Source organism: Pseudomonas promysalinigenes (assembly GCF_014269025.2).
GTDB classification, from domain to species: domain Bacteria; phylum Pseudomonadota; class Gammaproteobacteria; order Pseudomonadales; family Pseudomonadaceae; genus Aquipseudomonas; species Aquipseudomonas promysalinigenes.
The window spans coordinates 4,911,256-4,938,024 of the sequence record NZ_CP077094.1; the positions used below are offsets into that span (position 1 = coordinate 4,911,256).

The following is a 26,769-nucleotide window of genomic DNA, read 5'->3' on the forward strand; positions in this document are numbered from 1 at the left end:
GTCAGGGGTTGGACATGGGCCAAGGCGGGTTGGTTGCCTGAGGCGGCCATTGTGCAGTTGAAGCTACCGCACAGCGAGGGTATTGCGCCTGGCGGCGAAGAAGCCGGCGCAGGCTCCAAAAATACGAAGCCCGCCAGATATAGCGGGCTTTGTGCAATGCATATGAATCTTACAGACCGGACATCTTCTTGATGGCCCCCATGAGCTCATCATCCGTGCAGTCGGCACAGGTGCCCTTTGGCGGCATGGCGTTGATGCCGGTAATGGCCTTGGCCAGGATACCGTCCAAGCCGCCCTGATGGTCAGCGCGCTCTTTCCACGCAGCGGTATCGCCAATTTTCGGAGCCCCCAGCAAGCCGCTGCCGTGGCAGGCGTTGCAGTGCTTGGCGATAACGTCATCCGGCGATTTGGCCCCGCCGGCACCGGCTGCGGTCGCTACTTCCATGCCCTGGCAGGGCTGCCCCTGCACGCACACCTGGCCAACCGGCTCGAGGCGTTTGGCAAGCTCATCGTTGGTTGCTGCGGTTGCGCTCAGTGCCCAAAGGGCGAGTACGGCTGCTGGTGCGGCCAGCATCTTCTTGATTTGGTTCACGCGAACACCCTCATGGTGGCTAATCATGCCCGCGGCCACGGTAACGCAGGCGTGGAAAAGTATAGCGGGAAGCCTGAAACCGTGGAACGACCCTACTCCATAAAGGGTTATTGACCCATCAATGCACTGCGCTGGATCAAAAGTTCGAGGGTGTCGCAGCGCTGATCAACCGCGCGGGGGTATCGAATGGATTGCGAAAACGGTGCGGACGGGTGCTTTCGAAGTAGTAGCTGTCGCCTGCTTCTAGAATGAAGATCTCATTGCCGACTACCAGCTCAAGCTTGCCTTCGAGCACGATGCCGGTTTCTTCGCCATCGTGGGTGAGCATCTCGGCGCCGGTATCGGCACCTGGCGGATAGACCTCGGTGAGAAAGGCGATAGCCCGGTTGGGGTGTGATTTACCCACCAGTTTCATGGTGACGGCGCCGTCGGAAATGTCGATCAGCTCGTGGGCCTTGTAGACGATCTGCGCTGGGCTTTCAGGCTCCAGTTCGACCGAGAAGAACTCGACCATGGACATCGGTATGCCGCTGAGCACCTTGCGCAACGAGCTGATCGAGGGGCTTACGCTATTCTTTTCGATCATGGAAATGGTGCTGTTGGTCACACCCGCGCGCTTGGCCAATTCCCGCTGGGAAAGGCCCTTGAGCTTGCGAATGGCTTGCAGTCGTTCGCCGACGTCCAAAGCTTGCGCCTCCTGAAACGGTGAGATGGGCGGGGTGAATGTGAACGATATCATGGCAATGCCGTTCAGTATTTACAACACACCGCCCCTCAACGTGTCCGCTTCGGCGCCTTATTCGCCGTAGTAGTCCAGCGGTACGCGCCTCAGGTTGCAGAAGATCTGGTAAGGAATGGTTGCGGCGTGCATCGCCACATCACTGGCCAGGACGTGCTTGCCCCACAGCTCGACAGGGCTGCCGACGTTGGCCTCAGGTACGTCGGTGAGGTCGATGCAAAGCATGTCCATCGACACGCGACCAATCAATTGGCTGCGCTTACCTGCGACCAGCACAGGGGTGCCGGTGGGCGCGTGGCGTGGGTAGCCGTCAGCGTAACCCATGGCAACCACGCCCACGCGGGTCGGCCGCGGGCTGATGAACTTGGCGCCGTAGCCTACCGGCGCACCGGCAGGCAATTCACGCACGCTGATGACCCTCGATTGCAGGGTCATCACCGGTTGCAGGCGAGCGGCCTGTGGCTGCTCGGCCTCGAAGGGGCTGGCGCCGTACAGCATGATGCCGGGGCGCACCCAGTCGCTAGGGGCTTGAGGCCACGCTAGCACACCGGGGGAATTGCGCAGACTGCATTCGGCGGCCAGGCCTTCACGGGCGGCGTTGAACACGGCGATCTGCTCAGCCGTGGTTTCGGCCTGGGGTTCGTCGGCGCGGGCGAAGTGGCTCATCAGCACGATGCGCGAAACCTTGCCGCTGGCCAGCAGGCGCTCATAAGCCTCGTGGTAGTCCTTAGGGTGCAGGCCGACGCGGTGCATGCCGCTATCGAGCTTGAGCCAGATGGTCAGTGGCTTGTGCACTTGGGTCTGCTCGATAGCTTCGAGTTGCCATAGCGAATGCACCACGCACCACAAGCTGTGCTCGGCAATCAACGCAAGCTCGCTGGCTTCGAAAAACCCTTCGAGCAGCAGTACTGGGGCCTTGATGCCCGCGGCGCGCAGCTCCAGCGCTTCCTCGATGCAGGCCACGGCAAAGCCGTCGGCTTCGGGCTCCAGGGCCAAGGCGCAACGTACCGCGCCATGGCCGTAGGCGTCGGCCTTGATCACGGCCAGAGCCTTGGCGCCGGACAGTTCACGGGCCAGGCGATAGTTGTGACGTAGGGCTTGAAGGTCGATCAGGGCGCGGGCGGGACGCATGGCGGCTGCCTTATGGTGTTCGGGTTGAAATCAATGTGGGTTGCTTCGCGACTGAAATCGCTTCTACAGCAACCAAGTGAGCTGTTGGAGACGCTTTAGCCGCGAAGGGCCCGGTACAGGCAACCTCACTGCTGATGAGCAGGCTCGGTGCGGCCGTGCTTAGCGGCTTCCGGGCGCTTGCCATAGCGGAAGATATCCAGGCCTTCGGCACTGATCTGCGGCTTCTTGCGCGCAATCAGGTCAGCCAGCAAACGGCCCGAACCGCAGGCCATGGTCCAGCCCAGCGTGCCGTGGCCGGTGTTCAGGAACAGGTTGCGAAACGCCGTGGCACCGACGATAGGTGTACCGTCCGGGGTCGCCGGGCGCAGGCCGGTCCAGAAACTGGCCTGGCTAAGGTCGCCGCCGCGAGGATAAAGGTCGTTGACGATCATCTCCAGCGTTTCACGTCGACGCGGGTTCAGCGACAGGTCGAAACCTGCGATTTCAGCCATGCCGCCAACCCGGATGCGGTTGTCGAAACGAGTGATCGCCACTTTGTAGGTCTCGTCGAGGATGGTCGAGGTTGGCGCCATGTCGGCATGGGTAATCGGCACGGTCAGCGAGTATCCCTTGAGCGGATACACCGGGGCCTTGATGCCCAGCGGCTTGAGCATCTGCGGGGAATAGCTGCCCAAGGCCAGCACGTAGCGGTCGGCTGTCTCCAGCTTACCGTCGATCCAGACGCCATTGATGCGGTCGCCAGCGAAGTCCAGGCGCTGGATGTCCTGGCCGAAACGGAACTCTACGCCCAGTTGGACCGCCATCTCGGCAAGCTTGGTGGTGAACAACTGGCAGTCACCGGTCTGGTCGTTGGGCAGGCGCAGGGCACCGGCCAGGATGTCTTTGACTCCCGCCAGCGCCGGCTCGACACGGGCGATACCATCGCGGTCGAGCAGCTCGTAAGGCACACCGGACTGCTCCAGTACGGCGATGTCCTTGGCCGCGGCGTCGACCTGAGCCTGGGTGCGGAACAGCTGAGTAGTACCCAGGCTACGGTTTTCGTAGGCAATCCCGGTTTCGGCACGCAACTCATCGAGGCAGTCGCGGCTGTACTCGGACAGGCGCACCATGCGCTCCTTGTTCACCGCGTAGCGGCTGGCCGTGCAGTTACGCAGCATCTGAGCCATCCACAGGTACTGGTCGACATCCCCAGTCAACTTGATGGCAAGGGGAGCGTGGCGCTCGAGCAGCCACTTGATGGCTTTTAGCGGCACACCAGGGGCAGCCCAGGGCGAGGCATAGCCGGGCGAGATCTGGCCTGCGTTGGCAAAGCTGGTTTCCAGAGCCACTGCCGGCTGGCGGTCGACCACGGTTACCTCGAAGCCTTGCCGGGCCAGATAATAGGCACTGGCGGTACCGATCACACCGCTACCAAGTACCAATACTCGCATCGTTCATCCCTCGCACGCGGCGCACCGCAATTTTGTTGATATAGCGTCGATGCGCGCAGTATAAGAATCTCAGCCCAGTGCTATTCACTATATAAAAGCCTATTATTGGCGAGAATTCTCGGCAAAATCGCCTTCCACGGAGGGGCATCCCCTATGAGAACCCAGCACCAGAGCAAGCGTGAACTGGACAAGATCGACCGTAACATCCTGCGTATCCTGCAGAACGACGGGCGTATCTCCTTCACCGAACTGGGCGAGAAAGTTGGGCTTTCCACCACACCTTGCACCGAACGTGTACGTCGCCTGGAGCGCGAAGGCATCATCATGGGCTACAACGCCAGGTTGAACCCGCAGCAGCTCAAGGGCAGCTTGCTGGTGTTCGTGGAAATCAGCCTGGACTATAAATCTGGCGACACCTTCGAAGAATTTCGCCGTGCAGTGCTCAAGCTGCCCCATGTGCTGGAGTGCCACCTGGTTTCCGGCGACTTCGACTACCTGGTCAAAGCGCGCATCTCGGAAATGGCCTCGTATCGCAAGCTGCTTGGCGACATCCTGCTGAAGCTGCCGCATGTGCGCGAATCCAAGAGCTACATCGTGATGGAAGAAGTCAAAGAGAGCCTCTGCCTGCCCATCCCTGACTGAGGCTAGACCAGCACCTGCCGGGTGCTGGCGATGAACCGGTGAACCAGCTGCTCGGCCTCGGGCTCGATCAGCGGGTTTGGCCCACGGCCACGGGGGCACGGCAGCCGTGGCGTGGTGCCGAACAAGCGGCAGATCATCGGCCGCTCGTCGTAAACGGTGCAGCCCTCGGGGCCCAGGTGCACGCAGTTCAGGTGCTCAAGCGCGATATCCTGCTCGGCGCGGGTCTTGCGCGGCAGGCGGGCCATTTCTTCAGCCGAGGTGGTGACCGGCCCGCAGCAATCGTGGCAGCCAGGTTCGCATTCGAAAGCAGGAATGAGCTCGCGCAGGAAATGGATCTTGTGGCGGTTGCAGGACATGGCTAGGTACGAAATTGACAGTGAAATCAGGCTTGAATTATAGGGCCAATCGAATGGCTACGGCTTATTCTCCAACATCCCAACCCGCTACAGGACCTTGCTCATGATCCACAGCGCGCAGCATGCCGCCTCCTACTACGCCGCCAGCAGCGCGCCACACCCGGGCCACTCCTTCCTGCAAGGCGAACACCGCGCCGACGTGTGTATCGTCGGTGGTGGCTACTCGGGCCTGAACACTGCCATCGAGCTGGCCGAACGTGGTTTCTCGGTAATCCTCCTGGAAGCACGCAAGCTTGGCTGGGGCGCCAGCGGACGCAATGGCGGCCAGTTGATTCGTGGGGTCGGCCATGGCCTGGAGCAGTTCGCGCCGGTGATCGGCGAGGAAGGTGTGCGCAGCATGCGGCTGATGGGATTGGAGGCTGTGGACATCGTGCGTGAACGGGTCGAGCGTCATGCCATCGCCTGCGACCTGACCTGGGGTTACTGCGACCTGGCCAACAAGCCCGACGAGCTCAAGGGTTTTGCCGAGGATGCCGAACAATTGCAAAGCCTCGGCTATCGCCATGAACTGCGCCTGGTGGGCAAGGACGACATGCACAGCGTGGTCGGCTCAGATCGCTATGTCGGCGGGCTGATCGACATGGGCTCGGGCCATTTGCACCCGCTCAACCTGGCTTTGGGTGAAGCCGCCGCCGCCAGCCGTCTGGGCGTGCAGCTTTACGAGCAGTCGCAGGTCACGCGCATCGACTATGGCCCTCAAGTGCAGGTGCACACGGCTCAAGGCCGGGTGCGTGCCAATACCTTGGTACTTTGCTGCAATGCCTACCTCAATGATCTGGATCGGGAGCTTGGCGGCAAGGTGCTACCTGCTGGCAGCTACATCATCGCCACCGAGCCGCTTGGCGAAGAACGTGCCCGGCAACTGTTGCCGCAGAACATGGCCGTGTGTGACCAGCGGGTGGCGCTGGACTACTATCGCCTTTCGGCCGACCGCCGCCTGCTGTTCGGTGGGGCCTGCCATTACTCAGGCCGCGATCCGAAAGACATCGCGGCCTATATGCGGCCGAAGATGCTCAAGGTATTCCCGCAGCTGGCAGATGTACGCATCGATTATCAGTGGGGCGGCATGATCGGCATCGGCGCCAACCGCCTGCCACAGATCGGTCGCCTGCCTCGCCAGGCCAACGTCTACTATGCCCAGGCTTATGCCGGCCACGGCGTCAACGCCACTCACCTGGCCGCGCGCCTGCTGGGCGAGGCGATCAGTGGCCAGCAGCAAGGGCGTTTCGACCTGTTCGCCAAGGTGCCCCATGTCACCTTCCCAGGCGGCAAGCTCCTTCGCTCGCCCATACTGGCCCTGGGGATGCTCTGGCACCGGCTCAAAGAGCTGGTGTAGCACCTTCGGTCAGCCCGATCCCAGTGGGCTCGGGCTTTAGCCGCGAAGAGGCCATAGCCAGGCTCAGTGAAGTCCATCGATGATTGGTTAGCCCTTCCAGAAGGGTTTGCAGCCCTCCTCCCGCGCCTGCTCCCAGCTCAACCCGATATCCCGCAGCTGCTCATCATCCAATTGCAGCAGCTCTCGACGGGTGCGCCAGCGGTGCACCATCAACCCCCAGCGGCCCAGACCTGCCGGCGCATCGAACACCTTGGTGCGCTGCTCAGCGCCCAGCTCCTTGGCCAAAAGTTGCAAGCGCACATCGCTCATGCCTCCCATCGCTGCCCTCTCCCGTCAAGTGTGTACCCGTGGAGAAAGCATGCCTTTGGGCAGCCCTTACAATACAGATCCAATGAAGGGTTATTATTTCCATACAGAATCGACAGTTTGACGGCTGAATGCTGTATTTTCGACACATCTGTACTGGTCGCATCCAACGATAGCCTTGGGAGTATGCCGTGACCCTCTACTTGAACCTTGCCGAACTGCTTGGCGCTCGCATCGAGCAAGGCCTGTATCGCCCCGGCCAGCGCCTGCCGTCGGTACGCGCCTTGAGCATGGAGCACGGTGTCAGCCTTAGTACCGTGCAGCAGGCCTACCGGATGCTCGAAGACAGCGGCATGGTTTCTCCACGGCCCAAGTCGGGATACTTCGTCAGCGACCACCGCCAACTTGCGGCGCTGCCTGCGGTAAGCCGACCGGCGCAGCGCCCAGTGGACATTTCGCAATGGGAGCAGGTGCTGGAACTGGTGCGCAGCACCCCACGCCAGGACGTGATCCAGTTAGGCCGCGGCATGCCCGACATCGACAGCCCGACCCTCAAGCCGCTGCTGCGCAGCCTTGCCCAACTCAGCCGGCGCCAAGACATGCCGGGCCTGTACTACGACAACATTCACGGCAACCTGGCGCTACGCGAGCAAATCGCCCGGCTGATGCTCGACTCCGGCTGCCGCCTCGCCCCGGCCGACCTGGTGGTTACCACCGGCTGCCACGAGGCACTCTCATGCAGCATCCGTGCTGTGTGCCAGCCTGGCGACATCGTTGCGGTCGACTCACCAAGCTTTCATGGCGCCATGCAAACCCTCAAAGGGCTGGGCATGAAGGCCTTGGAAATCCCAACAGATCCGGTCACTGGCATTAGCCTCGAAGCGTTGGAGCTGGCACTGGAGCAATGGCCAATCAAGCTGATTCAGATCACCCCAAGCTGCAACAACCCGCTGGGCTACATCATGCCTGAGCCACGCAAGAAGGCCCTGCTGAGCCTGGCCCAGCGCTACGACGTGGCCATCCTCGAAGACGATGTGTATGGCGACCTGGCTTATACCTACCCGCGCCCACGTACTGTCAAATCGTTCGACGACGATGGTCGCGTGCTGCTGTGCAGCTCCTTCTCCAAGACCCTCGCCCCTGGCCTGCGCATTGGCTGGGTCGCGCCAGGGCGGTATCTTGAGCGCGTGCTGCACATGAAATACATCAGCACAGGCAGCACTGCCACCCAGCCGCAGCTAGCGATTGCCGATTTCATCGCTGCCGGCCATTACCAGCCCCATGTGCGGCGCATGCGCAGCCAATATCAGCGCGGGCGCGACCTGATGAGCGACTGGGTGACCCGTTATTTTCCGCCAGGCACCCGGGTCAGCCGCCCCCAAGGCGGCTTCATGCTCTGGGTGGAATTGCCCGAGCATTTCGACACGCTGCGGCTAAACCGCGCTTTACTGGAGCAAGGCGTGCAAGTTGCGGTGGGCAGCATCTTTTCGGCTTCAGGCAAGTTTCGCCATTGCCTGCGCATGAATTTCGCCGCGCGGGCAACCCCGCAAATCGAAGCGGCAGTGCGCAAGGTGGGTGAAACCGCTCATGGTCTACTGGATGAAGCCCTCATCCCGGCGTAACTTTGCGCGGTCTTTACCAGTCCAACCCTCAAGCGCTTTTGCCTACAGGACGGTCCACCCCTTGAGACTCCAGCGAGCCATGCCTCTGCTGCTGGTGCTACTGCTCGGCCTTAGCGGCTGCGCCAGCGTCGATAAGCCCCGCCAAACCAGCCAGGCACTGCCTGCCAGCGAATCAGCCTTCGGCCGCTCGGTGCTGCGCCAGGCTGCCCCTTATGAGGGGCGTTCGGGTTTTCGCTTGTTGCCCAACAGCAACGAGGCGTTTCGCGCCCGGGCCGAGCTGATCCGCAATGCCCAGGCGAGTATCGACCTGCAGTACTACATCGTCCACGACGGCTTGAGTACCCGCGCGCTGGTGCATGAACTGCTGCGTGCAGCTGACCGCGGCGTGCGCGTGCGCATTCTGCTCGACGACACCACCAGCGATGGCCTGGACACCATCATGGGCACCCTCGCTGCGCACTCGAACATACAGATTCGCGTGTTCAACCCCTTGCATCTTGGGCGCAGCACAGGGGTCACGCGTGCGGTTGGCCGCCTGTTCAACCTGTCTCGCCAGCACCGGCGCATGCACAACAAGTTGTTCCTAGTGGACAACAGCATGGCCATCGTCGGCGGACGCAACCTGGGGGACGAGTACTTCGATGCCGAACCCAACCTAAACTTCACCGACATCGACCTGCTGGGAGTCGGCCCGGTGGCCGAGCAGCTGGGGCATAGTTTCGACCAGTACTGGAACAGCGCGCTAAGCCGCCCGATCACTGATTTTCTCTGGCACACGCCGAATGCCGACGACCTGCGCGACAGCCGCGAGCGCCTGGAGGTGTCGCTGGCCCAGGCGCGAGTGCAACGCAAAGCGCTTTATGACCGGCTGATGTCCTACCAGTCGCAACCGCGCCTGGATGTGTGGCGCAATGAGCTGATCTGGGCTCACGCCCAGGCCTTGTGGGATGCCCCGAGCAAAGTGCTGGCCGACAATGAGCCAGACCCGCAGCTGCTGTTGAGCCGGCAGCTGGCACCAGACTTGGCCAGCGTGCACCGTGAACTGATCCTGATGTCGGCCTATTTCGTGCCGGGTGAGCCAGGCTTGCTGTACCTCACGGGCCGGGCCGACGCCGGAGCATCGGTGAAATTGCTGACCAACGCGCTGGAGGCTACCGATGTGCCGGCGGTGCATGGCGGTTATGCGCCCTATCGCCGCGCCCTGCTGGAGCACGGTGTAGAGCTGTTCGAACTACGTCGCCAGCCCGGCGACCCGGCGCCCTCACGCCTGAGCCTGCATGGCAGCAGCTCGGACTCCAGCCTGCACACCAAGGCCATCGTCTTCGACCGGCGCAAGACCTTCGTTGGCTCTTTCAACTTCGACCCGCGCTCGGTGCTGTGGAATACGGAAGTCGGCGTACTGGTCGACAGCCCGGAACTGGCCGAATACACCCGCGAACTGGCCGAGCAGGGTATGGCGCCGGCATTGAGTTACCACGTCAAGCTGCAGGGCCACAAACTGGTCTGGGAGACCGAGGACAATGGCCAGCTGCACACCCTGACCTCAGAGCCCGGGGGCCTCTGGCGACGCTTCAATGCCTGGATCAGCAAAGCGGTCGGGCTGGAGCGAATGCTTTAGGCTCAGAGCGGGGCTGGCTCGAACGCCCCGCGCCTGCGGGTCAGTACCACCAGGCCAGCCGCCCCCGCCGCCATCAGCCACAACAAAGCATGGCCGCTGACCCACTGACTGCCCGCACCTGCCAGTAATGGCCCAAGCAGGCAGCCGATGCCCCACAGCTGCGCCACGTGGGCATTGGCCCGCACAAGGGCATCATCGCGGTAGCGTTCACCAATGAAGATCAGCGACAAGGTGAACAGGCCACCGGCACTGGCGCCGAACAGAACCCAAAGCGGCCAGATCAACGGTGTTTCCAGCAGTAGCGGAATCGCCAGGCTGGAAACCATCAGGGTCACGGCACAACCGGTGAATAGCGCCTGGCGAGACATATGGTCGGCCAATGCACCAATTGGCAACTGCAACACAGCATCCCCTACCACAACGGTGCTGACCATGAACAAGGCGATTTCAGTGCTGAAGCCCTGTTGCAGGCAATACACCGGCAGCAAGGTCAGAATCATTGCCTCGAAAGCGGCAAACAGCGCCACGGCCCACGCGATTATCGGCAAGCGGCGACAGAAGGCGAAGAGGTCTGCGAAGCTCACGCTGCAGGCATCGGTGCTCGGTGCGCCACTGCGGCCAAGCAGAAGCAAGGGCGCCAGCAGCAATAGCGCGGTAGCGCTCCAGAAGCCAAAGTCACCCTCAGACCCGAGCAAGCCCAGCACCAATGGCCCGGCCAGCTGGCTCAATGCGTAGCTGCTGCCATACAACGCTACCAGGCGGCCGCGCCATTGCTCCACTACCAGCTGGTTGATCCAACTCTCGCCAAGGATGAACACCACTGTCAGGGACATGCCGATCAGAAGGCGCAGCGCCAGCCACAGGGGGTAGCTGGGCAGCAGTGCAACCAGGCCAATGGACAGCGCGCCACCCCACAGGCACACGCGCATGGCTGTAGGCACGCCTAACCAACCTGCCAGGCGGCTGGCCAGGCTGGCACCGAGCAGCACGCCCAGCGCCGGCATCGCCGCCATCACGCCGATGGCGAACCCACCGTAGCCCCAAGCCTCCAGGCGCAGGGACACCAGCGGCATGCTCACGCCCAGCGCTAGCCCAACACTGAGCACTGATGCCAGCACGGCAAAGTAGGTTCCCCAACGCATTGCAGCCTCCCAGCCCAAGAATTTTCCATGGCCCATTCGCGGGTAAACCCGCTCCTACAGGACCCACCGCCGGTCAGAGCAGTGCAGTACCAACAGGAGCGGGTCTACCCGCGAATGGGCAGCGTAGGCCCGCCGGAATTACAGCTTGATCCAGGTAGCCTTCAGCTCGGTGTACTTCTCCAGGGCATGCAGCGACTTGTCACGGCCGTTACCCGACTGTTTGAAGCCACCGAACGGTGCGGTCATGTCGCCGCCGTCGTACTGGTTGACCCAGACACTGCCAGCGCGCACGGCCCGGGCGGTCTTGTGAGCTTTGGAGATATCCGCGGTCCAGATACCAGCAGCCAGGCCGTACGGGGTATCGTTGGCGATGGCGATGGCTTGCTCGGCGGTATCGAAGGCGATCACCGAGAGCACTGGGCCGAAGATTTCTTCCTGGGCAATGCGCATGGCATTTGTAACGCCGTCGAAGATGGTCGGCTCGACATAGGTGCCGCCAGTCTCTTCCAGGGTACGCTTGCCACCGGCCAGCAGCTTGGCACCATCTTTATGGCCTGCCTCGATGTAGGACAGCACGGTATTCATCTGCTGGGTGTCCACCAGAGCCCCTACAGTGGTCTGTGGGTCCAGCGGGTTACCTGGCTTCCAGCTTTTGAGGGCTTCGATAACCATCGGCAGGAACTTGTCCTTGATCGAGCGCTCGACCAGCAGGCGCGAGCCGGCGGTGCAGACTTCGCCCTGGTTAAAGGCGATAGCACTGGCGGCAGCTTCAGCGGCGGCTTGCAGGTCCGGGGCGTCGGCGAAGACGATGTTCGGGCTTTTGCCGCCGGCTTCCAGCCAGATGCGTTTCATGTTCGACTCGCCAGCGTAAACCATCAGCTGCTTGGCGATTTTGGTGGAACCGGTGAACACCAGGGTATCGACGTCCATGTGCAGGGCCAGGGCCTTGCCCACGGTGTGGCCATAGCCTGGCAGCACGTTGAGCACGCCCGCCGGGATGCCAGCCTCAATGGCCAGCTGAGCGATGCGGATGGCGGTCAATGGAGACTTTTCGGACGGTTTGAGCACCACCGAGTTACCGGTAGCCAAAGCCGGGCCGAGCTTCCAGCAGGCCATCAGCAGTGGGAAGTTCCAAGGCACGATGGCACCGACCACGCCAACCGGCTCACGGGTAACCAGGCCAAGCTGGTCGTGTGGCGTCGGCGCAACTTCGTCGTAGACTTTGTCGATGGCTTCGGCTGTCCAATGAATGGCTTGCGCGGCGCCTGGGATGTCGATGCTGGAGGAATCGCTGATCGGCTTGCCCATGTCCAGAGTTTCCAGCAGGGCTAGCTCTTCGACGTTCTTGCGCAGCAGGTCGGCGAAGCGGATCAGCGTGGCCTTGCGCTTGGCCGGCGCCAGCTGCGACCAGACGCCGGAGTCGAAGGTGGCGCGGGCATTCTCTACGGCGCGGTTGGCGTCGGCCAGGTCGCAGCTGGAAACTTTGGCCAGGAAGCGTCCGTCGACCGGGCTCAGGCAGTCGAATGTTTCACCGGATGCGGCGTCGGTGTATTCGCCGTTGATGAAGGCGCGGCCTTCGATCTTCAGTTGTTGGGCACGTTGTTCCCAATCTGCACGGGTCAGGGTGGTCATACGAAACTCCTCCTCTTGTTTAGGTGCAACGCCGCACTGAGGACTCACAGGCGTTGTCAGAATTCTGGCCGGGCGACGAGCGCACACAGGCAAGCGATACCCTAAACCAGCGCGGGTAAACTATCAATATATTTGACACGAACGGCCCAAAAGCCTACTGATGTGCATTTTATTAAACAACAACAGGAGCCTTACCATGAGTATCGCCAGCATCGTCGACTTCGCCCAGGTTCTCACCGAAGCCGAACGCTACCGCCCGGCGGCGGAAAAAATCCTCAAAGGTGAGCCGGACCAGGCTGTGTACAACCACTATTCCAGCCCATGTGGGCAGTTTGCCGCGGGCGTTTGGGAAGGCGAGGTGGGGCAATGGACGGTGAACTACACCGAACATGAGTATTGCGAGATCGTGCAGGGTGTTTCGGTACTGCGTGACCAGGATGGCGGTGCCAAGACCCTGCGTGCCGGCGACCGGTTCGTCATCCCTGCGGGCTTCAAAGGGAGCTGGGAGGTGCTGGAAGCTTGCCGGAAGATCTATGTGATGTTCGAAGCGAAATGATCGCGGCATGCGTGGCATCTATCTAACGCAAAAATGCTGACAGCAAGGGGAATCATGATGGGGCCCGATCCTGGGCATCACATTGGAAGGACGCATCATGACCACTGATATTCTTGCCCCTGCTCGTCACGTGATCGGTACACCCTACACCGATAGCGTTAAGCCCTACATCCTGGCTCTTACCGGGCTGCACATCGCAGTCGGCCCCAAGGATTTCTCGACCCGAGACCTTCGTTCCGACCGAATCTTCATCAGCGTTGATGAGTCCAACTTCATCACCGATTTGAACATCGCCTGAACCCGCAGCCTGTCGTTGGCAAAAAAAAACCCGCGTCCTTACGGATGCGGGTTTTTTTAGGTCGCCGATCAATTACTTGATCTTGGCTTCCTTGTACACCACGTGCTTGCGAACAACCGGATCGTATTTCTTGATCTCGATTTTGTCCGGAGTGGTGCGCTTGTTCTTGTCGGTGGTGTAGAAGTGGCCAGTGCCAGCACTCGAAACCAGACGGATCAATTCACGCATGACGTTCTCCTTAGAACTTTTCGCCGCGAGCGCGCAGCTCGGCCAGCACTACGTCGATACCACGCTTGTCAATGACGCGCATGCCTTTGGCAGAGACGCGCAGACGCACGAAACGCTTCTCGGATTCAACCCAGAAACGGTGGTGCTGCAGGTTCGGCAGGAAACGACGACGGGTTTTGTTGTTTGCGTGGGAAATGTTGTTCCCGGTTACTGGACCCTTACCAGTAACTTGACAGACTCTCGACATGACTCAGCCCTCTAAAACCACATGCCCAACCCGGCATGGGTTGGCCGCTTAATCTCTCAGTCTTTGGCGCTAGGCGCCGTGATTCTGGAGGTCTTATCGACCGGATTCGCTGATGCGACAGGCCGAGCCCCTAGAAAAGAGCGCTGCTTTATACCAGAAAGACTACGCCGCAACAACAGAAGATGAGCTTCAGTGTGCTGCAAATTGCGCGCGAGCAGCATAACGACTCGCCCAGCACACTGTCGACCGCTCGTCGCCAAGCACCTGAAAAAGAAGGTGGTCATTTGCGAAAACCCGCACTAGGGTAGGACGTTTCCAGACTGCACCGGCAGATGGGCCACTGACCAGCCAAGGAGCCACGATGCGTGCTGCTGCCCTTTCCTTATTGTTAAGCTCTCTGATCGCCGCAGGCGCTGCCCAGGCCGCACCGCTGAGCGTGTGCAGTGAGGCCAGCCCTGAAGGCTTCGACGTGGTCCAGTACAACTCGCTGACCACCACCAACGCCTCGGCTGACATGCTGATGAACCGCCTGGTCGAATTCGACGCGGCCAAAGGCAAGGTGGTGCCGAGCCTGGCACAAAGCTGGAGCGTCTCGGCCGACGGCCTGGTGTATGACTTCAAGCTACGCGAGGGTGTGAAGTTTCACACAACGCCGTACTTCAAGCCGACCCGCGAGCTCAACGCCGACGACGTGCTGTTCAGCTTCCAGCGCATGCTTTACCCCGCCCATGCCTGGCACAAGACCGCCCCCGGTGGCTACCCGCACGCCCAGTCGCTGCAACTGGGCAGCCTGATCAAGGGCATTGAGGCCCCAGCGCCGAACACTGTGCGCTTCACCCTGGCCCACGCCGACGCCACCTTTCTGGCGACCCTGAGCATGGGCTTTGCCTCGATCTACTCGGCCGAATACGCCGATAAGCTGCTCAAGGAAGGCAGCCCGGAGAAGCTCAACAGCCAACCGATCGGAACCGGCCCGTTCGTGTTCCAGCGCTTCCAGAAAGACGCTGTGGTGCGCTACCGCGCCAACCCCGACTACTTCGACGGCAAGCCTGCGGTCGACCCGCTAATTTTCGCCATCACCACCGATGCCAACGTGCGCTTGCAAAAGCTCAAGCGCAACGAGTGCCAGGTGGCTTTGTCGCCCAAGCCGTTGGATATCGCCGAAGCCAGCAATGACTTAAGCCTCAAGGTCGCCACTACACCGGCGTTCATGACCGCTTTCGTCGCCATCAACAGCCAGCACCCGCCGCTGGACAAGCCTGAAGTACGCCAGGCGATAAACCTGGCTTTCGACAAGCAGGCCTATCTGAAGGCCGTGTTCGAAGGTACCGCAACCGCAGCCAACGGCCCCTACCCGCCCAATACCTGGAGCTATGCCAAGGACTTGCCAGGCTACCCCCTGGATCAGGCCAAAGCCAAGGCATTGCTAACCAAGGCCGGCTTGGCCGAAGGCTTCAGCACGACGATCTGGACCCGCCCTTCGGGCAGCCTGCTCAACCCCAACCCGAGCCTTGGAGCGCAAATGCTGCAGGCGGACCTTGCCAAGATCGGCATCAAGGCCGAAATCCGCGTGATCGAGTGGGGTGAGCTGATCCGCCGGGCCAAGGCCGGTGAGCATGATTTGCTGTTCATGGGCTGGGCTGGCGACAACGGCGACCCGGACAATTTCCTTAGCCCTCAGTTTTCCTGCGCGGCGGTGCAGTCGGGGACCAATTTCGCACGGTTCTGCGACAACCGCCTGGATCAGCTGATCAGCGCCGGGCGTACGACCAACGACCAGAGCGTGCGCAGCCGGTTGTACCAGCAGGCCCAGACGCTGATTCAGCAGCAGGCGCTGTGGGTGCCGCTGGCGCATCCGACGGCAGCCACGCTGTTGCGTCAGGGGGTTGAGGGTTATCAGGTGAGCCCGTTCGGGCGGCTGGATTTCAGTAAGGTTTCGGTTAATCGCTGAGTCCGCCTTGAGAGGGGCGGCGCCTGGCAGATCGAGCGCCGCCCGCGCGGCGCTCGATCTCCCAGGCGCCAAATACCTCAAGGCCTGCACCTCAGCCCCCAATCCACCCCTGCTCGACCATCGACAGCGGCTCCCTGTCGCCAATGATGATGTGGTCAAGCACCCGCACATCGATCAACCCCAAGCCCCGCTTCAATGACAGCGTCAGCTGCACGTCGTCCTGGCTGGGTTCGCAGCTGCCCGAGGGGTGGTTGTGGCACAGGATCAGCGCTGCCGCGTTGTGCTGCAGCGCCCGGCGCACCACTTCACGCGGGTAGACGCTCGCCCGGTCTATGGTGCCCCTGAAGAGGATCTCGAACGCCAGCGGCCGATGCTTGGAGTCGAGAAACAGACACCCGAACACTTCGCTGCTCTCATGCCGCAGCATGGCCTTGAGGTAGCGGCGCACCGCAACTGGGCTCTCCAGTGCTGGCGAGCGCTCGATGCCAGCGTCCAGGTAGCGCCGGCCAATCTCCAGCAGCGCCTGCAGCTGCGCATACTTCACCGGCCCCATGCCAGGCTCCCGCAACACGGTTTCACGGTCGGCCTCCAGAAACTGCCTGAGGCCACCAAAACGCGCCAGCAGCCCCCGCGCCAGGTCCACTACGTTGCGCCCGGAAACGCCCGAGCCCAACAGCACTGCGACCAGCTCGGCATCCGACAACAACCCGGCGCCGCGTTGCAACAATTTCTCCCTCGGCCGCTCCTTCAGCGGCCACTCCCTGATATTCATCGCTGCTCCCTGCCCTTGCTGCGGCCTATTTAGGCCCTGTGTTAATCTATTTCGCCTCGTACATGCGACGTTCTGCCGCAGGCATCTTCAAACGTCGTCGCCCGCTCTCACTGGAAAAAGGCAAGCCTATGCAGCGGCTGTATCGCAAGCGAATCGTTCTTGGCGTCGGAGGCGGCATCGCCGCCTACAAAAGCGCCGAGCTGATTCGCCGACTCCTGGAGCACGGCGCGCAGGTGCGCGTCGTCATGACCCGTGGGGGTGCCGAATTCATCACCCCGCTGACTCTGCAGGCGCTGTCCGGCCACCCGGTGCACATGGATCTGCTCGACCCTGCCGCCGAAGCGGCCATGGGCCACATCGAACTGGCCAAGTGGGCCGACCTGGTACTGATCGCCCCGGCCACCGCCGACCTGATGGCGCGGCTGGCCCAAGGCATGGCCGATGACCTGCTGACCACCCTGGTGCTGGCCACTGACGCCACCGTGGCCGTGGCCCCGGCAATGAACCAGGCGATGTGGCGCGACCCGGCCACCCAGGCCAACCTGGAACTGCTCAAGAGCCGAGGCATCCAGGTGTTCGGCCCGGCCTCGGGCAGCCAGGCCTGTGGCGACGTGGGCCTGGGGCGCATGCTCGAAGCCACCGACCTGGCCTGGTGCGCTGCAGAAAGCTTCAAGCGCCAGGCACTGACCGGCAAGCATGTGCTGATCACCGCCGGACCTACCCAGGAAAACATCGACCCGGTGCGCTACATCACCAATCATAGCTCCGGGAAGATGGGTTTCGCTTTGGCCGAAGCGGCTGCCGAGGCCGGTGCTCGGGTCACCCTGGTGACCGGGCCGGTGCACCTGCCCACACCTGATCGCGTGCAGCGGATCGACGTGGTCAGTGCGCGGGACATGCTCGCGGCCTGTGAAGCCGCCATGCCATGCGACTTGTTCATCGCTTCAGCTGCGGTTGCGGACTACCGTCCCGAGGTCGTCGCCCCGCAAAAACTCAAGAAGGATCCTACGACTGGCGACGGCATGCTGCTGCAGATGGTGCGCAATCCCGATATCCTTGCCACCCTCGCTGGCCGTGCCGACCGGCCATTCAGTGTTGGCTTCGCCGCCGAGACCGAACATTTGCTCGATTACGCTACGCGCAAGCTCAAGGACAAGAACCTCGACCTGATTGTCGCCAATGATGTGGCTAACCCCAGCATCGGCTTCAACAGCGAGGAAAATGCCCTGACCGTGATCGACCGCCAGCAGCATCAAACCCTCTTCGCGCAAACCAGCAAGGGCAAGATCGCCCGCCAACTGGTCGCCTTCATCGCCGAACGGCTCAATCAGGTTCAATAAGTTACATGCACGCTCTTCAAGCCAAGATCCTCGACCCACGCCTGGGCAGTGAATTTCCACTGCCGCAATACGCCACCCCAGGCTCCGCCGGGCTCGACCTGCGCGCCCTGCTCAAGGAAGACACGGTTCTGGAGCCGGGCCAGACCTTGCTCATCCCCACCGGCCTGTCCATCTACATCGGTGACCCGGGCCTTGCGGCGATGATCCTGCCGCGCTCGGGCCTGGGGCACAAGCACGGTATCGTGCTTGGCAACCTGGTCGGGCTGATCGACTCGGACTACCAAGGTGAGCTGATGGTGTCGTGCTGGAACCGGGGCAATGCGCCGTTCACCATCGCCGTTGGCGAGCGGATTGCACAGCTTGTCCTGGTACCTGTGGTACAAGCGCATTTCGACATCGTCGAGCACTTCGACGAAAGCCAGCGTGGCACAGGCGGTTTCGGCCATTCTGGTAGCCACTGAGCCCATCCACGACCGTTCAGGCCAGGGATGGCGAACTCTGTGGTGATTTCACCGTCCAAGCGTGCTGTTTTTGCCTGCCAGAAAAAAGCCTTTGACTAACGGAGCTTCCCACGATGAACGACATGGCCAACCTGGTTCCGGCGCTGCCGGATAGCATCTTCCGCGCTTATGACATCCGCGGCGTGGTCGGCAAGACCCTGCATGGCGAAACGGCCTACTGGATCGGCCGCGCCATCGGCGCCCAGACCATCGCCCAGGGCGAACCGCAAATTTCGGTAGGCCGCGATGGCCGCCTGTCCGGCCCGATGCTGGTCGAGCAACTGATCAAAGGGTTGGCCGATGCCGGCTGCCAGGTCAGCGACGTTGGCCTGGTGCCCACTCCGGCATTGTATTTCGCTGCCAATGTGCTGGCTGGCAAGTCCGGCGTGATGCTCACTGGCAGCCATAACCCGTCGGACTACAACGGCTTCAAGATCGTCATCGCTGGCGACACCCTGGCCAACGAGCAGATTCAGGCCCTGCTGACGCGCCTGAAGACCAACGACGTGCCGCGCGGCGAAGGCAGTGTGCAAAAGGTCGAGATCCTGGATCGCTATTTCCACCAGATCGTCGACGACGTGAAGCTGGCGAAGAAGCTCAAAGTGGTGGTCGATTGTGGTAACGGCGCCGCTGGCGTGATCGCGCCGCAGCTGATCGAAGCCTTGGGCTGTGAGGTCATCCCACTGTTCTGTGAGGTTGACGGCAACTTCCCCAACCACCACCCAGACCCAGGCAAACCGGAAAACCTCGAAGACCTGATCGCCAAGGTTAAGGAAACCGGCGCTGACATCGGCCTGGCCTTCGACGGCGATGGCGACCGTGTGGGCGTGGTGACCAATACCGGCAGCATCGTCTACCCCGACCGCCTGCTGATGCTGTTTGCCCTGGACGTGCTGGAGCGCAATCCAGGTGCTCAGATCATCTTCGACGTCAAATGCACCCGCCGCCTGACCCCGCTGATCGAACAGCACGGTGGCCGTGCGCTGATGTGGAAGACCGGCCACTCGTTGATCAAGAAGAAGATGAAGCAGACCGGCTCGCTGCTGGCGGGTGAAATGAGCGGGCACATCTTCATCAAGGAACGCTGGTACGGTTTCGACGATGGGATCTACAGCGCAGCGCGGCTGCTGGAGATCCTCAGCAAGGCCTCGCAGAGCGCCGAAGACCTGTTCGCCGCCTTCCCGAACGATATTTCCACGCCGGAAATCAATATTGATGTGACCGACGAGGGTAAATTCAGCATCATTGATGCATTGCAACGCGACGCCGATTGGGGCCAAGCCAGCCTGACAACCATCGACGGTGTACGGGTCGACTACCCCAATGGCTGGGGCCTGGTTCGCGCCTCCAACACCACACCGGTGCTGGTATTGCGCTTCGAGGCCGACAGCGCCGCCGAGTTGCAACGTATCAAGGATGTTTTCCGCGCCCAGTTGCTGCGGGTTGCCCCTGAGCTGCAACTGCCGTTCTGACCGATTATCTGTTCCTCACAGGAGCCCTGCATGACCCTCGATCGCGAAGCCGCTTCCCATGTAGCCGAGGTTTTGTCCGAAGCACTGCCTTACATTCGCCGCTTTGTCGGCAAGACTCTGGTGATCAAGTACGGCGGCAACGCGATGGAGAGCGAAGAGCTCAAAACCGGGTTCGCCCGTGACATCGTGCTGATGAAGGCCGTGGGTATCAACCCGGTGGTGGTACACGGTGGCGGCCCGCAGATCGGCGACCTGCTCAAGCGCCTGTCGATCGAAAGCCACTTCATCGATGGGATGCGTGTCACCGACGCCGCGACCATGGACGTGGTCGAGATGGTCCTGGGCGGTCAGGTCAACAAGGACATCGTCAACCTGATCAACCGTCATGGCGGCAGCGCCATCGGCCTGACTGGCAAGGACGCTGAGCTTATTCGCGCGAAAAAGCTCACCGTGTCGCGTCAGACGCCGGAGATGACCCAGCCAGAAATCATCGACATCGGTCACGTGGGTGAAGTGGTCAGCGTCAACACCGACCTGCTGAACATGTTGGTCAAAGGCGACTTCATCCCGGTGATCGCGCCTATTGGCGTGGGCGTCGACGGCGAGTCGTACAACATTAACGCCGACCTGGTGGCCGGCAAGGTGGCTGAAGCGCTGAAGGCAGAAAAGCTGATGCTGCTGACCAACATCGCTGGCCTGATGGACAAGCAAGGCGAAGTCCTCACTGGCCTGACCACCGAACAGGTCAACGAGCTGATCGCCGATGGCACCATCTACGGCGGCATGCTGCCGAAGATCAAATGCGCGCTGGAAGCCGTCCAGGGTGGGGTAAACAGCTCGCACATCATCGATGGCCGTGTGCCGAATGCCGTGCTGCTGGAAATCTTCACCGACAGCGGTGTCGGCACCCTGATCACTAATCGCAAGCGCCACGCTTAACCTGTACTAACCGCTTCGCGGGCAAACCCGCCCCACCGGAAAGTCACTGCGCTCCAGCGGCAGTACCGTACCGGTGGGGCTCACCTGCGAAAAAGCGCCGCTACAGGCAACAAAAAAGGCGACCCTCTCACGAAGGTCGCCTTTTGCATTACCAAGCCAGGATCAGATCCCGTACTGCGCCCGATAAGCCTCGACAGCCGGCAGGTGCTGCTTGAGCTGCGGGTCGTCTGCCAGGAATTCCAGCACCTGGGTCAGCGAAACGATGCTGACCACCGGAATGCCGAAGTCACGTTCCACTTCCTGGATCGCCGACAGCTCGCCATTGCCGCGCTCTTCGCGGTTAAGCGCGATCAGCACGCCAGCGGCCTTGGCCTGCTGTGCACTGATGATCTGCATGACTTCGCGAATCGCCGTACCGGCAGTGATCACGTCGTCGATGATCAGGACATCACCAGCCAAGGGGGCGCCTACCAGGCTGCCGCCTTCGCCGTGATCCTTGGCTTCCTTGCGGTTGAAGCACCAAGGCACGTCGAGCTGATGCTGCTCGGCCAAAGCCACGGCAGTGGCTGCCGCCAGGGGAATACCCTTGTAGGCTGGGCCGAACAGCACGTCGAAGGGGATCTTGCTATCAACGATGGCTGCCGCGTAGCAGCGGCCCAGTTGGGCCAGGGCGGAACCTGTGTTGAACAGGCCGGCATTGAAGAAATACGGGCTGGTACGCCCCGATTTCAGGGTGAATTCACCGAAGCGCAGCACGCCGCGATCGATGGCAAAACGGATGAAGTCGCGCTGATACGGCTGCATGTAAAGTCCCGGACACCACGGATTTAGCTAAATGGGTTGAGCTCGGGTATCATACACGCACGAGATTTTTGGGGCCATTTATGCGGATCATCAGTGTGAACGTGAATGGCATTCAGGCTGCGGCCGAGCGTGGTTTGCTCAGCTGGTTGCAAGCCCAGAATGCCGACGTCATCTGCCTTCAGGATACCCGCGCCTCGGCCTTTGAACTCGACGACCCAGCTTTCCAGCTCGATGGCTATTTCCTTTATGCCTGCGACGCGGAGGTACCCGCCCAAGGTGGTGTGGCACTTTATTCGCGCATGCAGCCCAAGGCAGTCATCACCGGCCTGGGTTTCGAGACAGCCGACCGCTACGGGCGTTACCTGCAAGCAGATTTCGACAAAGTCAGTATTGCCAGCCTGCTGCTGCCTTCGGGCATGAACGGCGACGAAGACTTGAACCAGAAATTCAAGTTGATGGACGACTTCGCCAAGTACCTGGACAAGCAGCGTCGCAAACGTCGCGAGTACATCTACTGCGGCTCGTTCTACGTGGCACAGCAGAAGCTGGACATCAAGAACTGGCGTGACAGCCAGCAATCGCCGGGCTTCCTGCCGCCGGAACGGGCATGGATGGATGCGATTACAGGCGACATGGGTTATGTCGATGCCCTGCGCGAAGTCAGCCGTGAAGGCGACCAGTACAGCTGGTGGCCGGACAACGAGCAGGCCGAGATGCTCAACCTGGGCTACCGGTTCGACTACCAGATCCTCACGCCGGGCCTGCGCCGCTTCGTGCGCAATGCCCGGCTGCCGCGTCAGCCGCGCTTCTCGCAACATGCGCCGCTGATCGTCGACTACGACTGGACGTTGACCATCTGAAGCATCATGAAGCATAAAAAAAGCCGACTTCACGTCGGCTTTTTTTTACCTGCAGGAGCTGTCAGTCAGCCAGGGCGGCCTGCTGCAGTTCGAAGATTTCGGTCATGCCCTTTTGCGCCAGCGCCAGCATGGCGTTGAAGTCTTCAGGCTGGAATGGCGCACCTTCGGCGGTACCCTGGACTTCAATGAAACCGCCGGCACTGGTCATGACCACATTCAGGTCAGTTTCGGCAGCGGAGTCTTCCAGGTAGTCCAGGTCCAATACGGCCTCGCCTTGGTACATACCCACCGAGACAGCAGCGATCATGTGCTTGAGCGGATTGCCGCCTTTAAGGCCACCGCGCTTCTTGATCACGGCCAGCGCGTCGCAAAGGGCGACCATGGCGCCAGTGATGGACGCGGTGCGGGTACCGCCGTCGGCCTGGATCACGTCACAGTCGATGTACAGCGTGATGTCACCGAGCTTGCTCATGTCCAGCGCGGCGCGCAGCGAACGGCCGATCAGGCGCTGGATCTCTAGGGTACGGCCACCTTGCTTGCCACGGCTGGCCTCGCGCTGGTTCCGCTCGCCGGTAGAGCGCGGCAGCATGCCGTATTCGGCGGTCAGCCAGCCTTGGCCCTGGCCTTTGAGGAAGCGCGGTACGCCGTTTTCGACGCTGACCGTGCAGATGACCTTGGTGTCACCGAACTCGACCAGTACCGACCCTTCGGCGTGCTTGGTGTAGTTGCGGGTGATGCGGATCGAGCGGAGCTGATCGGCGGCGCGACCACTTGGACGTTTCATCTGGGATACCTGTACTGGGACTTTGAATCTGCCGGCCATTATAGAGCCCGTGGCCCGCAGAGGACATGCCTATTGTCGCGCGCCTGGCAGCCTGTCGCCTTTTCCCATTTGTGCGCACCTGCTCTGTAACATGGCCGGATTGGGCGCCAAGGGCGCACTGCGCTACAATCGCGCGCCTTCAATTCATTTACACGAGGTAGTTCCCATGGTGCACAGCATGACCGCTTTTGCTCGTGTCGAGCGCGCAGGCAGCCAAGGCACCCTGGTCTGGGAATTGCGCTCGGTCAACCACCGCTATCTTGAGCCTCACCTGCGCCTGCCGGACGCCCTGCGCGACCTTGAAGGCGCGGTGCGCGAGGGCCTGCGCCAGGGCCTTTCACGCGGCAAGGTCGAATGCACCCTGCGCCTGCATGAGGACAGCAACGGCAAGCCGCTCAAGGTTGATCGCGAGCGGGCCGCGCAACTGGTCGCAGCTGCCGAAGAGGTCGCCGGCCTGATCAAGCAACCGGCAGCGCTCAATCCACTGGAGGTGCTTTCCTGGCCGGGCGTGCTGGTAGCCGATGCCACTGACCCGCAGGCCTTGAACGCCGAAGCCGTGGCGCTGTTCGATGAAGCTTTGGCCGAGCTCAAGGCCGGGCGTCAGCGCGAGGGCCAGGAGCTGGCTAAGCTCATCAACGAGCGCCTGGACAGCATGACCCAAGAGGTCAGCACCTTGCGCACCCTCGTACCGCAAATGCTCGCCGCCCAGCGGCAGAAGATCATCGATCGTTTCGGCGACCTCAAGGCCGAGCTCGACCCGCAGCGCCTGGAGCAGGAGATGGTGCTGCTGGCACAGAAAAGCGACGTTGCCGAAGAGCTGGACCGCCTCAGCACTCACGTCAACGAAGTGCGCCGGGTGCTCAAGTCCGGCGGCGCCGCCGGTCGACGCCTGGATTTTCTGATGCAGGAACTCAACCGCGAAGCCAACACCCTGGGCTCCAAGGCCTTCGACCCACGCAGCACGCAAGCGGCGGTCAACCTGAAGGTGTTGATCGAACAAATGCGTGAACAAGTACAGAACATCGAGTAAGGCCACCCCTACCATGAATCCAACCAGCGGCACCCTCTATATCGTTTCGGCACCCTCTGGCGCCGGCAAGACCAGCCTGGTCACTGCCCTCATCGAAGCCGACCCGCGGGTCAGTGTCTCGGTCTCGCACACCACCCGTGCCATGCGCCCGGGCGAGCAGCACGGTGTGAACTACCACTTCGTCAGCCACGACGACTTCAAGGGGCTGATCGCCAAGGGTGACTTCCTTGAGCACGCCGAAGTGTTCGGTAACTTCTACGGTACTTCGCGTAGTGCCCTGCAGCAGGTGCTCGACCAGGGCAACGACCTGATCCTGGAGATCGACTGGCAAGGCGCTCAGCAGGTACGCAAGCTGATGCCCGAGGCACGTTCGGTGTTCATCCTGCCGCCCAGCCAGCAAGCGCTACGCCAGCGCCTGGACGGTCGCGGCCAGGACAGCGAAGCGATCATCGCCGGGCGTATGAAGGAAGCGGTCAGCGAGATGGTGCATTACGATGAGTACGAATACGTCATCGTCAATGACGACTTCAACGAAGCGCTGGAAGATTTGAAAGCTGTGTTCGCGGCCAACCGCGAGGGTGATGCTGCCGCGCTCGCCCGCGCCGAAGAACTCAAGCTTGAGAAACAACAGCAGCGCCATCAAGCGCTGCTCAAGCAGTTGATAGGCTGAAACGGAAGGGGCCGCATAGCGGCCCCTTCGTTCATTCCGGCAATGGCAACGTGGCCTGCTGACGCAAGGTCGCGCCCAGGAAGTAAGCCGGTGCGCGCATCCGCGAGATCATCATCAGCACGATCCCCAGCGCCGAGATGATCGCCGCGATCACGAACACCAGGCCCACCCCCGCCACATGCGAGCCGCTGCCGAATTCCGGTGAGGCGCTGTCGATGACTGTCCGCACGAAAATCACCGAAAGGATCACCCCGCCCACCAGGGGGCACAGGCCGCGCATGAAGAAGTGGCGCAAGCTGCCGAACAGGCTGCTGCGGAAGTACCAGACACAGGCAAAGGCCGTGAGTGAGTAATAGAAGCAGATCATCATGCCCAGGGCTGTGATGGTATCGGCCAGCACGTTCTCGCTCAGGGTGCGCATGGTGACGTAGAACAGCCCCGCCGCAACGCCAGCACAGATGGTCGCATAACGCGGGGTCTGCGAACGCGGGCAGACGCTGGCGAACTTCTGCGGCACCGCGCCGTAGTACCCCATGGCTAGCAACGTGCGGGCCGGCGACACGAAGGTCGACTGCAGCGACGCTGCAGTGCTGGCCAGCACGGCGATCGACATCAGAATCGCAAGCGGCCCCATCACCGGGCCTGCCAGGTGGGCAAACACGTTTTCCTGGATGCGCGGGTTATTCAGGCCCAGACCCTGCTCGCTGATGCCGGCGAACTGCAACGTGGCGATGGCGGTGATCAGGTATAGGCCAAGGATCAGCAGCACTGTCCAGGTTGCTGCTTTGCCTGGCACCTCTTCGCTGCCGACCGACTCTTCGCTGACCGTCAGGCAAACGTCCCAACCCCAGAAAATAAAGATCGACAATGACAGCCCGGCAGCGAACGCCGAGAACGACTCGACGCCAAACGGGTTGAACCAGGCGAAATCGAAGGCCAGCGGTGGCGGTGCGGTAGCGCCGCCGAAGGCCGCGAAGGCGAAGCCAAGCAATACCAACAGTTGTAGCGCCACCAAACCGTACTGCACGGTCATGGTGGTGGCCATGCCGCGGCAGCAAATCCACACTGCCAGTGCGATGAACACACAACAGGTGGCGATGTTGACTAACAGGTTGTCGGCCAAGGCTGCCAGGCCGTGGTGGCCAGTGATCTGGCTAAGGAACAGGTAGAAAAAGTCGACGGCAACCCCCGCCAGGTTGGACAACACGATGGTAGTGGCAACCACCAGCCCCCAGCCACCGATCCAGCCGATCATCGGGCCGAACGCCCGGGCCGACCAGGTAAACGAAGTGCCGCTGTCCGGCTCGGCGGAATTGAGCTCCCGGTAGCCCAAGGCAACCAGCAACATCGGCAGGAAACCGACGATGAACACGGCAGGAAGATGAGCACCGACCTCACGTACGGTTGGGCCAAGGGCGCCGGTGAGGGTGTAGACCGGCGCAATGGTGGAAATGCCAAGTACCACGCTGGCCAGCAGGCCAAGGCGGCCTTTGGCTAGCCCTTTGCTGCGTTGAATGGTGCCCGAGTCGGCCACATCGGGTGGGCGGCCGGCTTCTGTGTAATTGCTCATGAGTTTATGCCGTAACTATTGGAATTGTTTTCACAGGCCCCGTTCCCAAGGCCTGCTTCCACTCATTGAAAGCGCGCTGCCGGTTGAGCGTCATCCCGGACTT

Annotated in this window: 27 protein-coding genes and 1 pseudogene; 14 read left to right on the plus strand and 14 right to left on the minus strand. The window is 61.6% G+C overall.

Going from position 1 to position 26,769, the window contains the following annotated elements:
- Window positions 1-169: 169 nt before the first annotated feature.
- The 4 genes from HU725_RS22200 to dadA all read right to left on the minus strand — a co-directional run bounded on the left by HU725_RS22200 (window position 170) and on the right by dadA (window position 3,892).
- Window positions 170-592, minus strand: coding sequence for a c-type cytochrome (locus tag HU725_RS22200; protein ID WP_225915505.1), 423 nt, complete (start codon window positions 590-592; stop codon window positions 170-172).
- A gap of 136 nt (window positions 593-728) precedes the next feature.
- Window positions 729-1,277, minus strand: a complete 549-nt coding sequence (locus tag HU725_RS22205; RefSeq protein ID WP_060477278.1) for a cupin domain-containing protein — start codon at window positions 1,275-1,277, stop codon at window positions 729-731.
- A gap of 111 nt (window positions 1,278-1,388) precedes the next feature.
- A complete protein-coding gene (gene alr, locus HU725_RS22210) occupies window positions 1,389-2,462 on the minus strand; it encodes an alanine racemase (protein WP_186476179.1) in 1,074 nt (357 codons plus the stop codon).
- Window positions 2,463-2,587: 125 nt separating this feature from the next.
- Entirely contained in the window at window positions 2,588-3,892 is a 1,305-nt protein-coding gene (gene dadA, locus HU725_RS22215) for a D-amino acid dehydrogenase (RefSeq protein WP_060477214.1), read from the minus strand.
- Between the two features lie 153 nt (window positions 3,893-4,045).
- Here dadA and HU725_RS22220 point away from each other — a divergent pair, with 153 nt between their 5' ends.
- Window positions 4,046-4,534: an Lrp/AsnC ligand binding domain-containing protein gene (locus HU725_RS22220; RefSeq protein WP_060477215.1), complete on the plus strand. Its 489-nt coding sequence runs from the start codon at window positions 4,046-4,048 to the stop codon at window positions 4,532-4,534.
- A gap of 2 nt (window positions 4,535-4,536) precedes the next feature.
- Here the strand turns inward: HU725_RS22220 and HU725_RS22225 are convergent, their stop codons facing one another.
- Entirely contained in the window at window positions 4,537-4,890 is a 354-nt protein-coding gene (locus HU725_RS22225) for a YkgJ family cysteine cluster protein (protein WP_186476178.1), read from the minus strand.
- Window positions 4,891-4,993: 103 nt separating this feature from the next.
- On the opposite strand from HU725_RS22225, the gene HU725_RS22230 reads away from it, so the two are divergent.
- Window positions 4,994-6,286, plus strand: a complete 1,293-nt coding sequence (locus HU725_RS22230; RefSeq protein ID WP_186476177.1) for an NAD(P)/FAD-dependent oxidoreductase — start codon at window positions 4,994-4,996, stop codon at window positions 6,284-6,286.
- 87 nt (window positions 6,287-6,373) lie between these two features.
- On the opposite strand, the gene HU725_RS22235 is transcribed toward HU725_RS22230, so the two are convergent.
- Window positions 6,374-6,604: a DUF1127 domain-containing protein gene (locus HU725_RS22235; RefSeq protein WP_060477218.1), complete on the minus strand. Its 231-nt coding sequence runs from the start codon at window positions 6,602-6,604 to the stop codon at window positions 6,374-6,376.
- Window positions 6,605-6,783: 179 nt separating this feature from the next.
- Between HU725_RS22235 and HU725_RS22240 the strand changes: the two genes are divergently transcribed.
- Together HU725_RS22240 and HU725_RS22245 are read left to right on the plus strand one after the other, a co-directional pair.
- A complete protein-coding gene (locus HU725_RS22240) occupies window positions 6,784-8,214 on the plus strand; it encodes an aminotransferase-like domain-containing protein (protein ID WP_186476176.1) in 1,431 nt (476 codons plus the stop codon).
- Window positions 8,215-8,275: 61 nt separating this feature from the next.
- Entirely contained in the window at window positions 8,276-9,832 is a 1,557-nt protein-coding gene (locus HU725_RS22245) for a phospholipase D family protein (protein WP_186476175.1), read from the plus strand.
- Between the two features lie 2 nt (window positions 9,833-9,834).
- Here the strand turns inward: HU725_RS22245 and HU725_RS22250 are convergent, their stop codons facing one another.
- Both HU725_RS22250 and HU725_RS22255 read right to left on the minus strand, forming a co-directional pair.
- A complete protein-coding gene (locus HU725_RS22250; RefSeq protein WP_186476174.1) occupies window positions 9,835-10,974 on the minus strand; it encodes an MFS transporter in 1,140 nt (379 codons plus the stop codon).
- A gap of 138 nt (window positions 10,975-11,112) precedes the next feature.
- Window positions 11,113-12,606: an aldehyde dehydrogenase gene (locus HU725_RS22255; protein WP_186476173.1), complete on the minus strand. Its 1,494-nt coding sequence runs from the start codon at window positions 12,604-12,606 to the stop codon at window positions 11,113-11,115.
- Window positions 12,607-12,802: 196 nt separating this feature from the next.
- Between HU725_RS22255 and HU725_RS22260 the strand changes: the two genes are divergently transcribed.
- Window positions 12,803-13,162: a cupin domain-containing protein gene (locus tag HU725_RS22260; protein ID WP_060477222.1), complete on the plus strand. Its 360-nt coding sequence runs from the start codon at window positions 12,803-12,805 to the stop codon at window positions 13,160-13,162.
- 97 nt (window positions 13,163-13,259) lie between these two features.
- Entirely contained in the window at window positions 13,260-13,460 is a 201-nt protein-coding gene (locus HU725_RS22265; protein ID WP_060477223.1) for a hypothetical protein, read from the plus strand.
- A gap of 72 nt (window positions 13,461-13,532) precedes the next feature.
- Here HU725_RS22265 and rpmG read toward each other — a convergent pair whose 3' ends face one another.
- Both rpmG and rpmB read right to left on the minus strand, forming a co-directional pair.
- On the minus strand, window positions 13,533-13,688 hold the full coding sequence (gene rpmG / locus HU725_RS22270) for a 50S ribosomal protein L33 (protein ID WP_003253507.1): 156 nt from the start codon (window positions 13,686-13,688) through the stop codon (window positions 13,533-13,535).
- 10 nt (window positions 13,689-13,698) lie between these two features.
- The gene (gene rpmB / locus HU725_RS22275) at window positions 13,699-13,935 is read right to left on the minus strand and encodes a 50S ribosomal protein L28 (protein WP_003258972.1); all 237 of its coding nucleotides are present in this window, start codon (window positions 13,933-13,935) and stop codon (window positions 13,699-13,701) included.
- 361 nt (window positions 13,936-14,296) lie between these two features.
- On the opposite strand from rpmB, the gene HU725_RS22280 reads away from it, so the two are divergent.
- Complete coding sequence (locus tag HU725_RS22280) at window positions 14,297-15,886, plus strand: ABC transporter substrate-binding protein (RefSeq protein ID WP_186476172.1); 1,590 nt, start codon at window positions 14,297-14,299, stop codon at window positions 15,884-15,886.
- Window positions 15,887-15,977: 91 nt separating this feature from the next.
- Here HU725_RS22280 and radC read toward each other — a convergent pair whose 3' ends face one another.
- Complete coding sequence (radC, locus tag HU725_RS22285; protein WP_060477224.1) at window positions 15,978-16,658, minus strand: RadC family protein; 681 nt, start codon at window positions 16,656-16,658, stop codon at window positions 15,978-15,980.
- Between the two features lie 128 nt (window positions 16,659-16,786).
- Here radC and coaBC point away from each other — a divergent pair, with 128 nt between their 5' ends.
- The 4 genes and pseudogenes from coaBC to argB all read left to right on the plus strand — a co-directional run bounded on the left by coaBC (window position 16,787) and on the right by argB (window position 20,909).
- The gene (gene coaBC, locus HU725_RS22290; RefSeq protein ID WP_027917018.1) at window positions 16,787-17,998 is read left to right on the plus strand and encodes a bifunctional phosphopantothenoylcysteine decarboxylase/phosphopantothenate--cysteine ligase CoaBC; all 1,212 of its coding nucleotides are present in this window, start codon (window positions 16,787-16,789) and stop codon (window positions 17,996-17,998) included.
- Window positions 17,999-18,003: 5 nt separating this feature from the next.
- Complete coding sequence (dut, locus tag HU725_RS22295) at window positions 18,004-18,459, plus strand: dUTP diphosphatase (RefSeq protein ID WP_060477225.1); 456 nt, start codon at window positions 18,004-18,006, stop codon at window positions 18,457-18,459.
- 137 nt (window positions 18,460-18,596) lie between these two features.
- A pseudogene (locus tag HU725_RS22300) lies at window positions 18,597-19,970 on the plus strand (phosphomannomutase/phosphoglucomutase); the annotation flags it as partial.
- 30 nt (window positions 19,971-20,000) lie between these two features.
- Window positions 20,001-20,909: an acetylglutamate kinase gene (argB, locus tag HU725_RS22305; RefSeq protein ID WP_186476170.1), complete on the plus strand. Its 909-nt coding sequence runs from the start codon at window positions 20,001-20,003 to the stop codon at window positions 20,907-20,909.
- A 162-nt stretch (window positions 20,910-21,071) separates the two neighbouring features.
- Here the strand turns inward: argB and pyrE are convergent, their stop codons facing one another.
- Window positions 21,072-21,713 (minus strand): orotate phosphoribosyltransferase, encoded by a 642-nt coding sequence (gene pyrE / locus HU725_RS22310; protein WP_060477228.1) that lies wholly within the window; start codon window positions 21,711-21,713, stop codon window positions 21,072-21,074.
- Window positions 21,714-21,793: 80 nt separating this feature from the next.
- On the opposite strand from pyrE, the gene crc reads away from it, so the two are divergent.
- Entirely contained in the window at window positions 21,794-22,573 is a 780-nt protein-coding gene (gene crc, locus HU725_RS22315) for a catabolite repression control protein Crc (protein WP_008091582.1), read from the plus strand.
- Between the two features lie 61 nt (window positions 22,574-22,634).
- Here crc and rph read toward each other — a convergent pair whose 3' ends face one another.
- A complete protein-coding gene (gene rph, locus HU725_RS22320; RefSeq protein ID WP_060477229.1) occupies window positions 22,635-23,357 on the minus strand; it encodes a ribonuclease PH in 723 nt (240 codons plus the stop codon).
- Window positions 23,358-23,562: 205 nt separating this feature from the next.
- Between rph and HU725_RS22325 the strand changes: the two genes are divergently transcribed.
- Window positions 23,563-24,426, plus strand: a complete 864-nt coding sequence (locus HU725_RS22325; RefSeq protein WP_186476169.1) for a YicC/YloC family endoribonuclease — start codon at window positions 23,563-23,565, stop codon at window positions 24,424-24,426.
- A 13-nt stretch (window positions 24,427-24,439) separates the two neighbouring features.
- Window positions 24,440-25,096 (plus strand): guanylate kinase, encoded by a 657-nt coding sequence (gmk, locus tag HU725_RS22330; RefSeq protein ID WP_186476168.1) that lies wholly within the window; start codon window positions 24,440-24,442, stop codon window positions 25,094-25,096.
- A gap of 31 nt (window positions 25,097-25,127) precedes the next feature.
- Here gmk and HU725_RS22335 read toward each other — a convergent pair whose 3' ends face one another.
- Entirely contained in the window at window positions 25,128-26,666 is a 1,539-nt protein-coding gene (locus HU725_RS22335) for an APC family permease (protein WP_186476167.1), read from the minus strand.
- Window positions 26,667-26,769 lie beyond the last annotated feature (103 nt).

Excerpts from the sequence above, each read along its gene's own strand:
- alr (WP_186476179.1), bottom strand. The coding sequence starts at position 2,462 with ATGCGTCCCGCCCGCGCCCTGATCGACCTTCAAGCCCTACGTCACAAC.
- dadA (WP_060477214.1), bottom strand. The coding sequence starts at position 3,892 with ATGCGAGTATTGGTACTTGGTAGCGGTGTGATCGGTACCGCCAGTGCC.
- HU725_RS22220 (WP_060477215.1), top strand. The coding sequence starts at position 4,046 with ATGAGAACCCAGCACCAGAGCAAGCGTGAACTGGACAAGATCGACCGT.
- HU725_RS22225 (WP_186476178.1), bottom strand. The coding sequence starts at position 4,890 with ATGTCCTGCAACCGCCACAAGATCCATTTCCTGCGCGAGCTCATTCCT.
- HU725_RS22230 (WP_186476177.1), top strand. The coding sequence starts at position 4,994 with ATGATCCACAGCGCGCAGCATGCCGCCTCCTACTACGCCGCCAGCAGC.
- HU725_RS22235 (WP_060477218.1), bottom strand. The coding sequence starts at position 6,604 with ATGGGAGGCATGAGCGATGTGCGCTTGCAACTTTTGGCCAAGGAGCTG.
- HU725_RS22250 (WP_186476174.1), bottom strand. The coding sequence starts at position 10,974 with ATGCGTTGGGGAACCTACTTTGCCGTGCTGGCATCAGTGCTCAGTGTT.
- HU725_RS22255 (WP_186476173.1), bottom strand. The coding sequence starts at position 12,606 with ATGACCACCCTGACCCGTGCAGATTGGGAACAACGTGCCCAACAACTG.
- HU725_RS22260 (WP_060477222.1), top strand. The coding sequence starts at position 12,803 with ATGAGTATCGCCAGCATCGTCGACTTCGCCCAGGTTCTCACCGAAGCC.
- HU725_RS22265 (WP_060477223.1), top strand. The coding sequence starts at position 13,260 with ATGACCACTGATATTCTTGCCCCTGCTCGTCACGTGATCGGTACACCC.
- rpmG (WP_003253507.1), bottom strand. The coding sequence starts at position 13,688 with ATGCGTGAATTGATCCGTCTGGTTTCGAGTGCTGGCACTGGCCACTTC.
- rpmB (WP_003258972.1), bottom strand. The coding sequence starts at position 13,935 with ATGTCGAGAGTCTGTCAAGTTACTGGTAAGGGTCCAGTAACCGGGAAC.
- HU725_RS22280 (WP_186476172.1), top strand. The coding sequence starts at position 14,297 with ATGCGTGCTGCTGCCCTTTCCTTATTGTTAAGCTCTCTGATCGCCGCA.
- radC (WP_060477224.1), bottom strand. The coding sequence starts at position 16,658 with ATGAATATCAGGGAGTGGCCGCTGAAGGAGCGGCCGAGGGAGAAATTG.
- coaBC (WP_027917018.1), top strand. The coding sequence starts at position 16,787 with ATGCAGCGGCTGTATCGCAAGCGAATCGTTCTTGGCGTCGGAGGCGGC.
- dut (WP_060477225.1), top strand. The coding sequence starts at position 18,004 with ATGCACGCTCTTCAAGCCAAGATCCTCGACCCACGCCTGGGCAGTGAA.
- argB (WP_186476170.1), top strand. The coding sequence starts at position 20,001 with ATGACCCTCGATCGCGAAGCCGCTTCCCATGTAGCCGAGGTTTTGTCC.
- pyrE (WP_060477228.1), bottom strand. The coding sequence starts at position 21,713 with ATGCAGCCGTATCAGCGCGACTTCATCCGTTTTGCCATCGATCGCGGC.
- crc (WP_008091582.1), top strand. The coding sequence starts at position 21,794 with ATGCGGATCATCAGTGTGAACGTGAATGGCATTCAGGCTGCGGCCGAG.
- rph (WP_060477229.1), bottom strand. The coding sequence starts at position 23,357 with ATGAAACGTCCAAGTGGTCGCGCCGCCGATCAGCTCCGCTCGATCCGC.
- HU725_RS22325 (WP_186476169.1), top strand. The coding sequence starts at position 23,563 with ATGGTGCACAGCATGACCGCTTTTGCTCGTGTCGAGCGCGCAGGCAGC.
- gmk (WP_186476168.1), top strand. The coding sequence starts at position 24,440 with ATGAATCCAACCAGCGGCACCCTCTATATCGTTTCGGCACCCTCTGGC.
- HU725_RS22335 (WP_186476167.1), bottom strand. The coding sequence starts at position 26,666 with ATGAGCAATTACACAGAAGCCGGCCGCCCACCCGATGTGGCCGACTCG.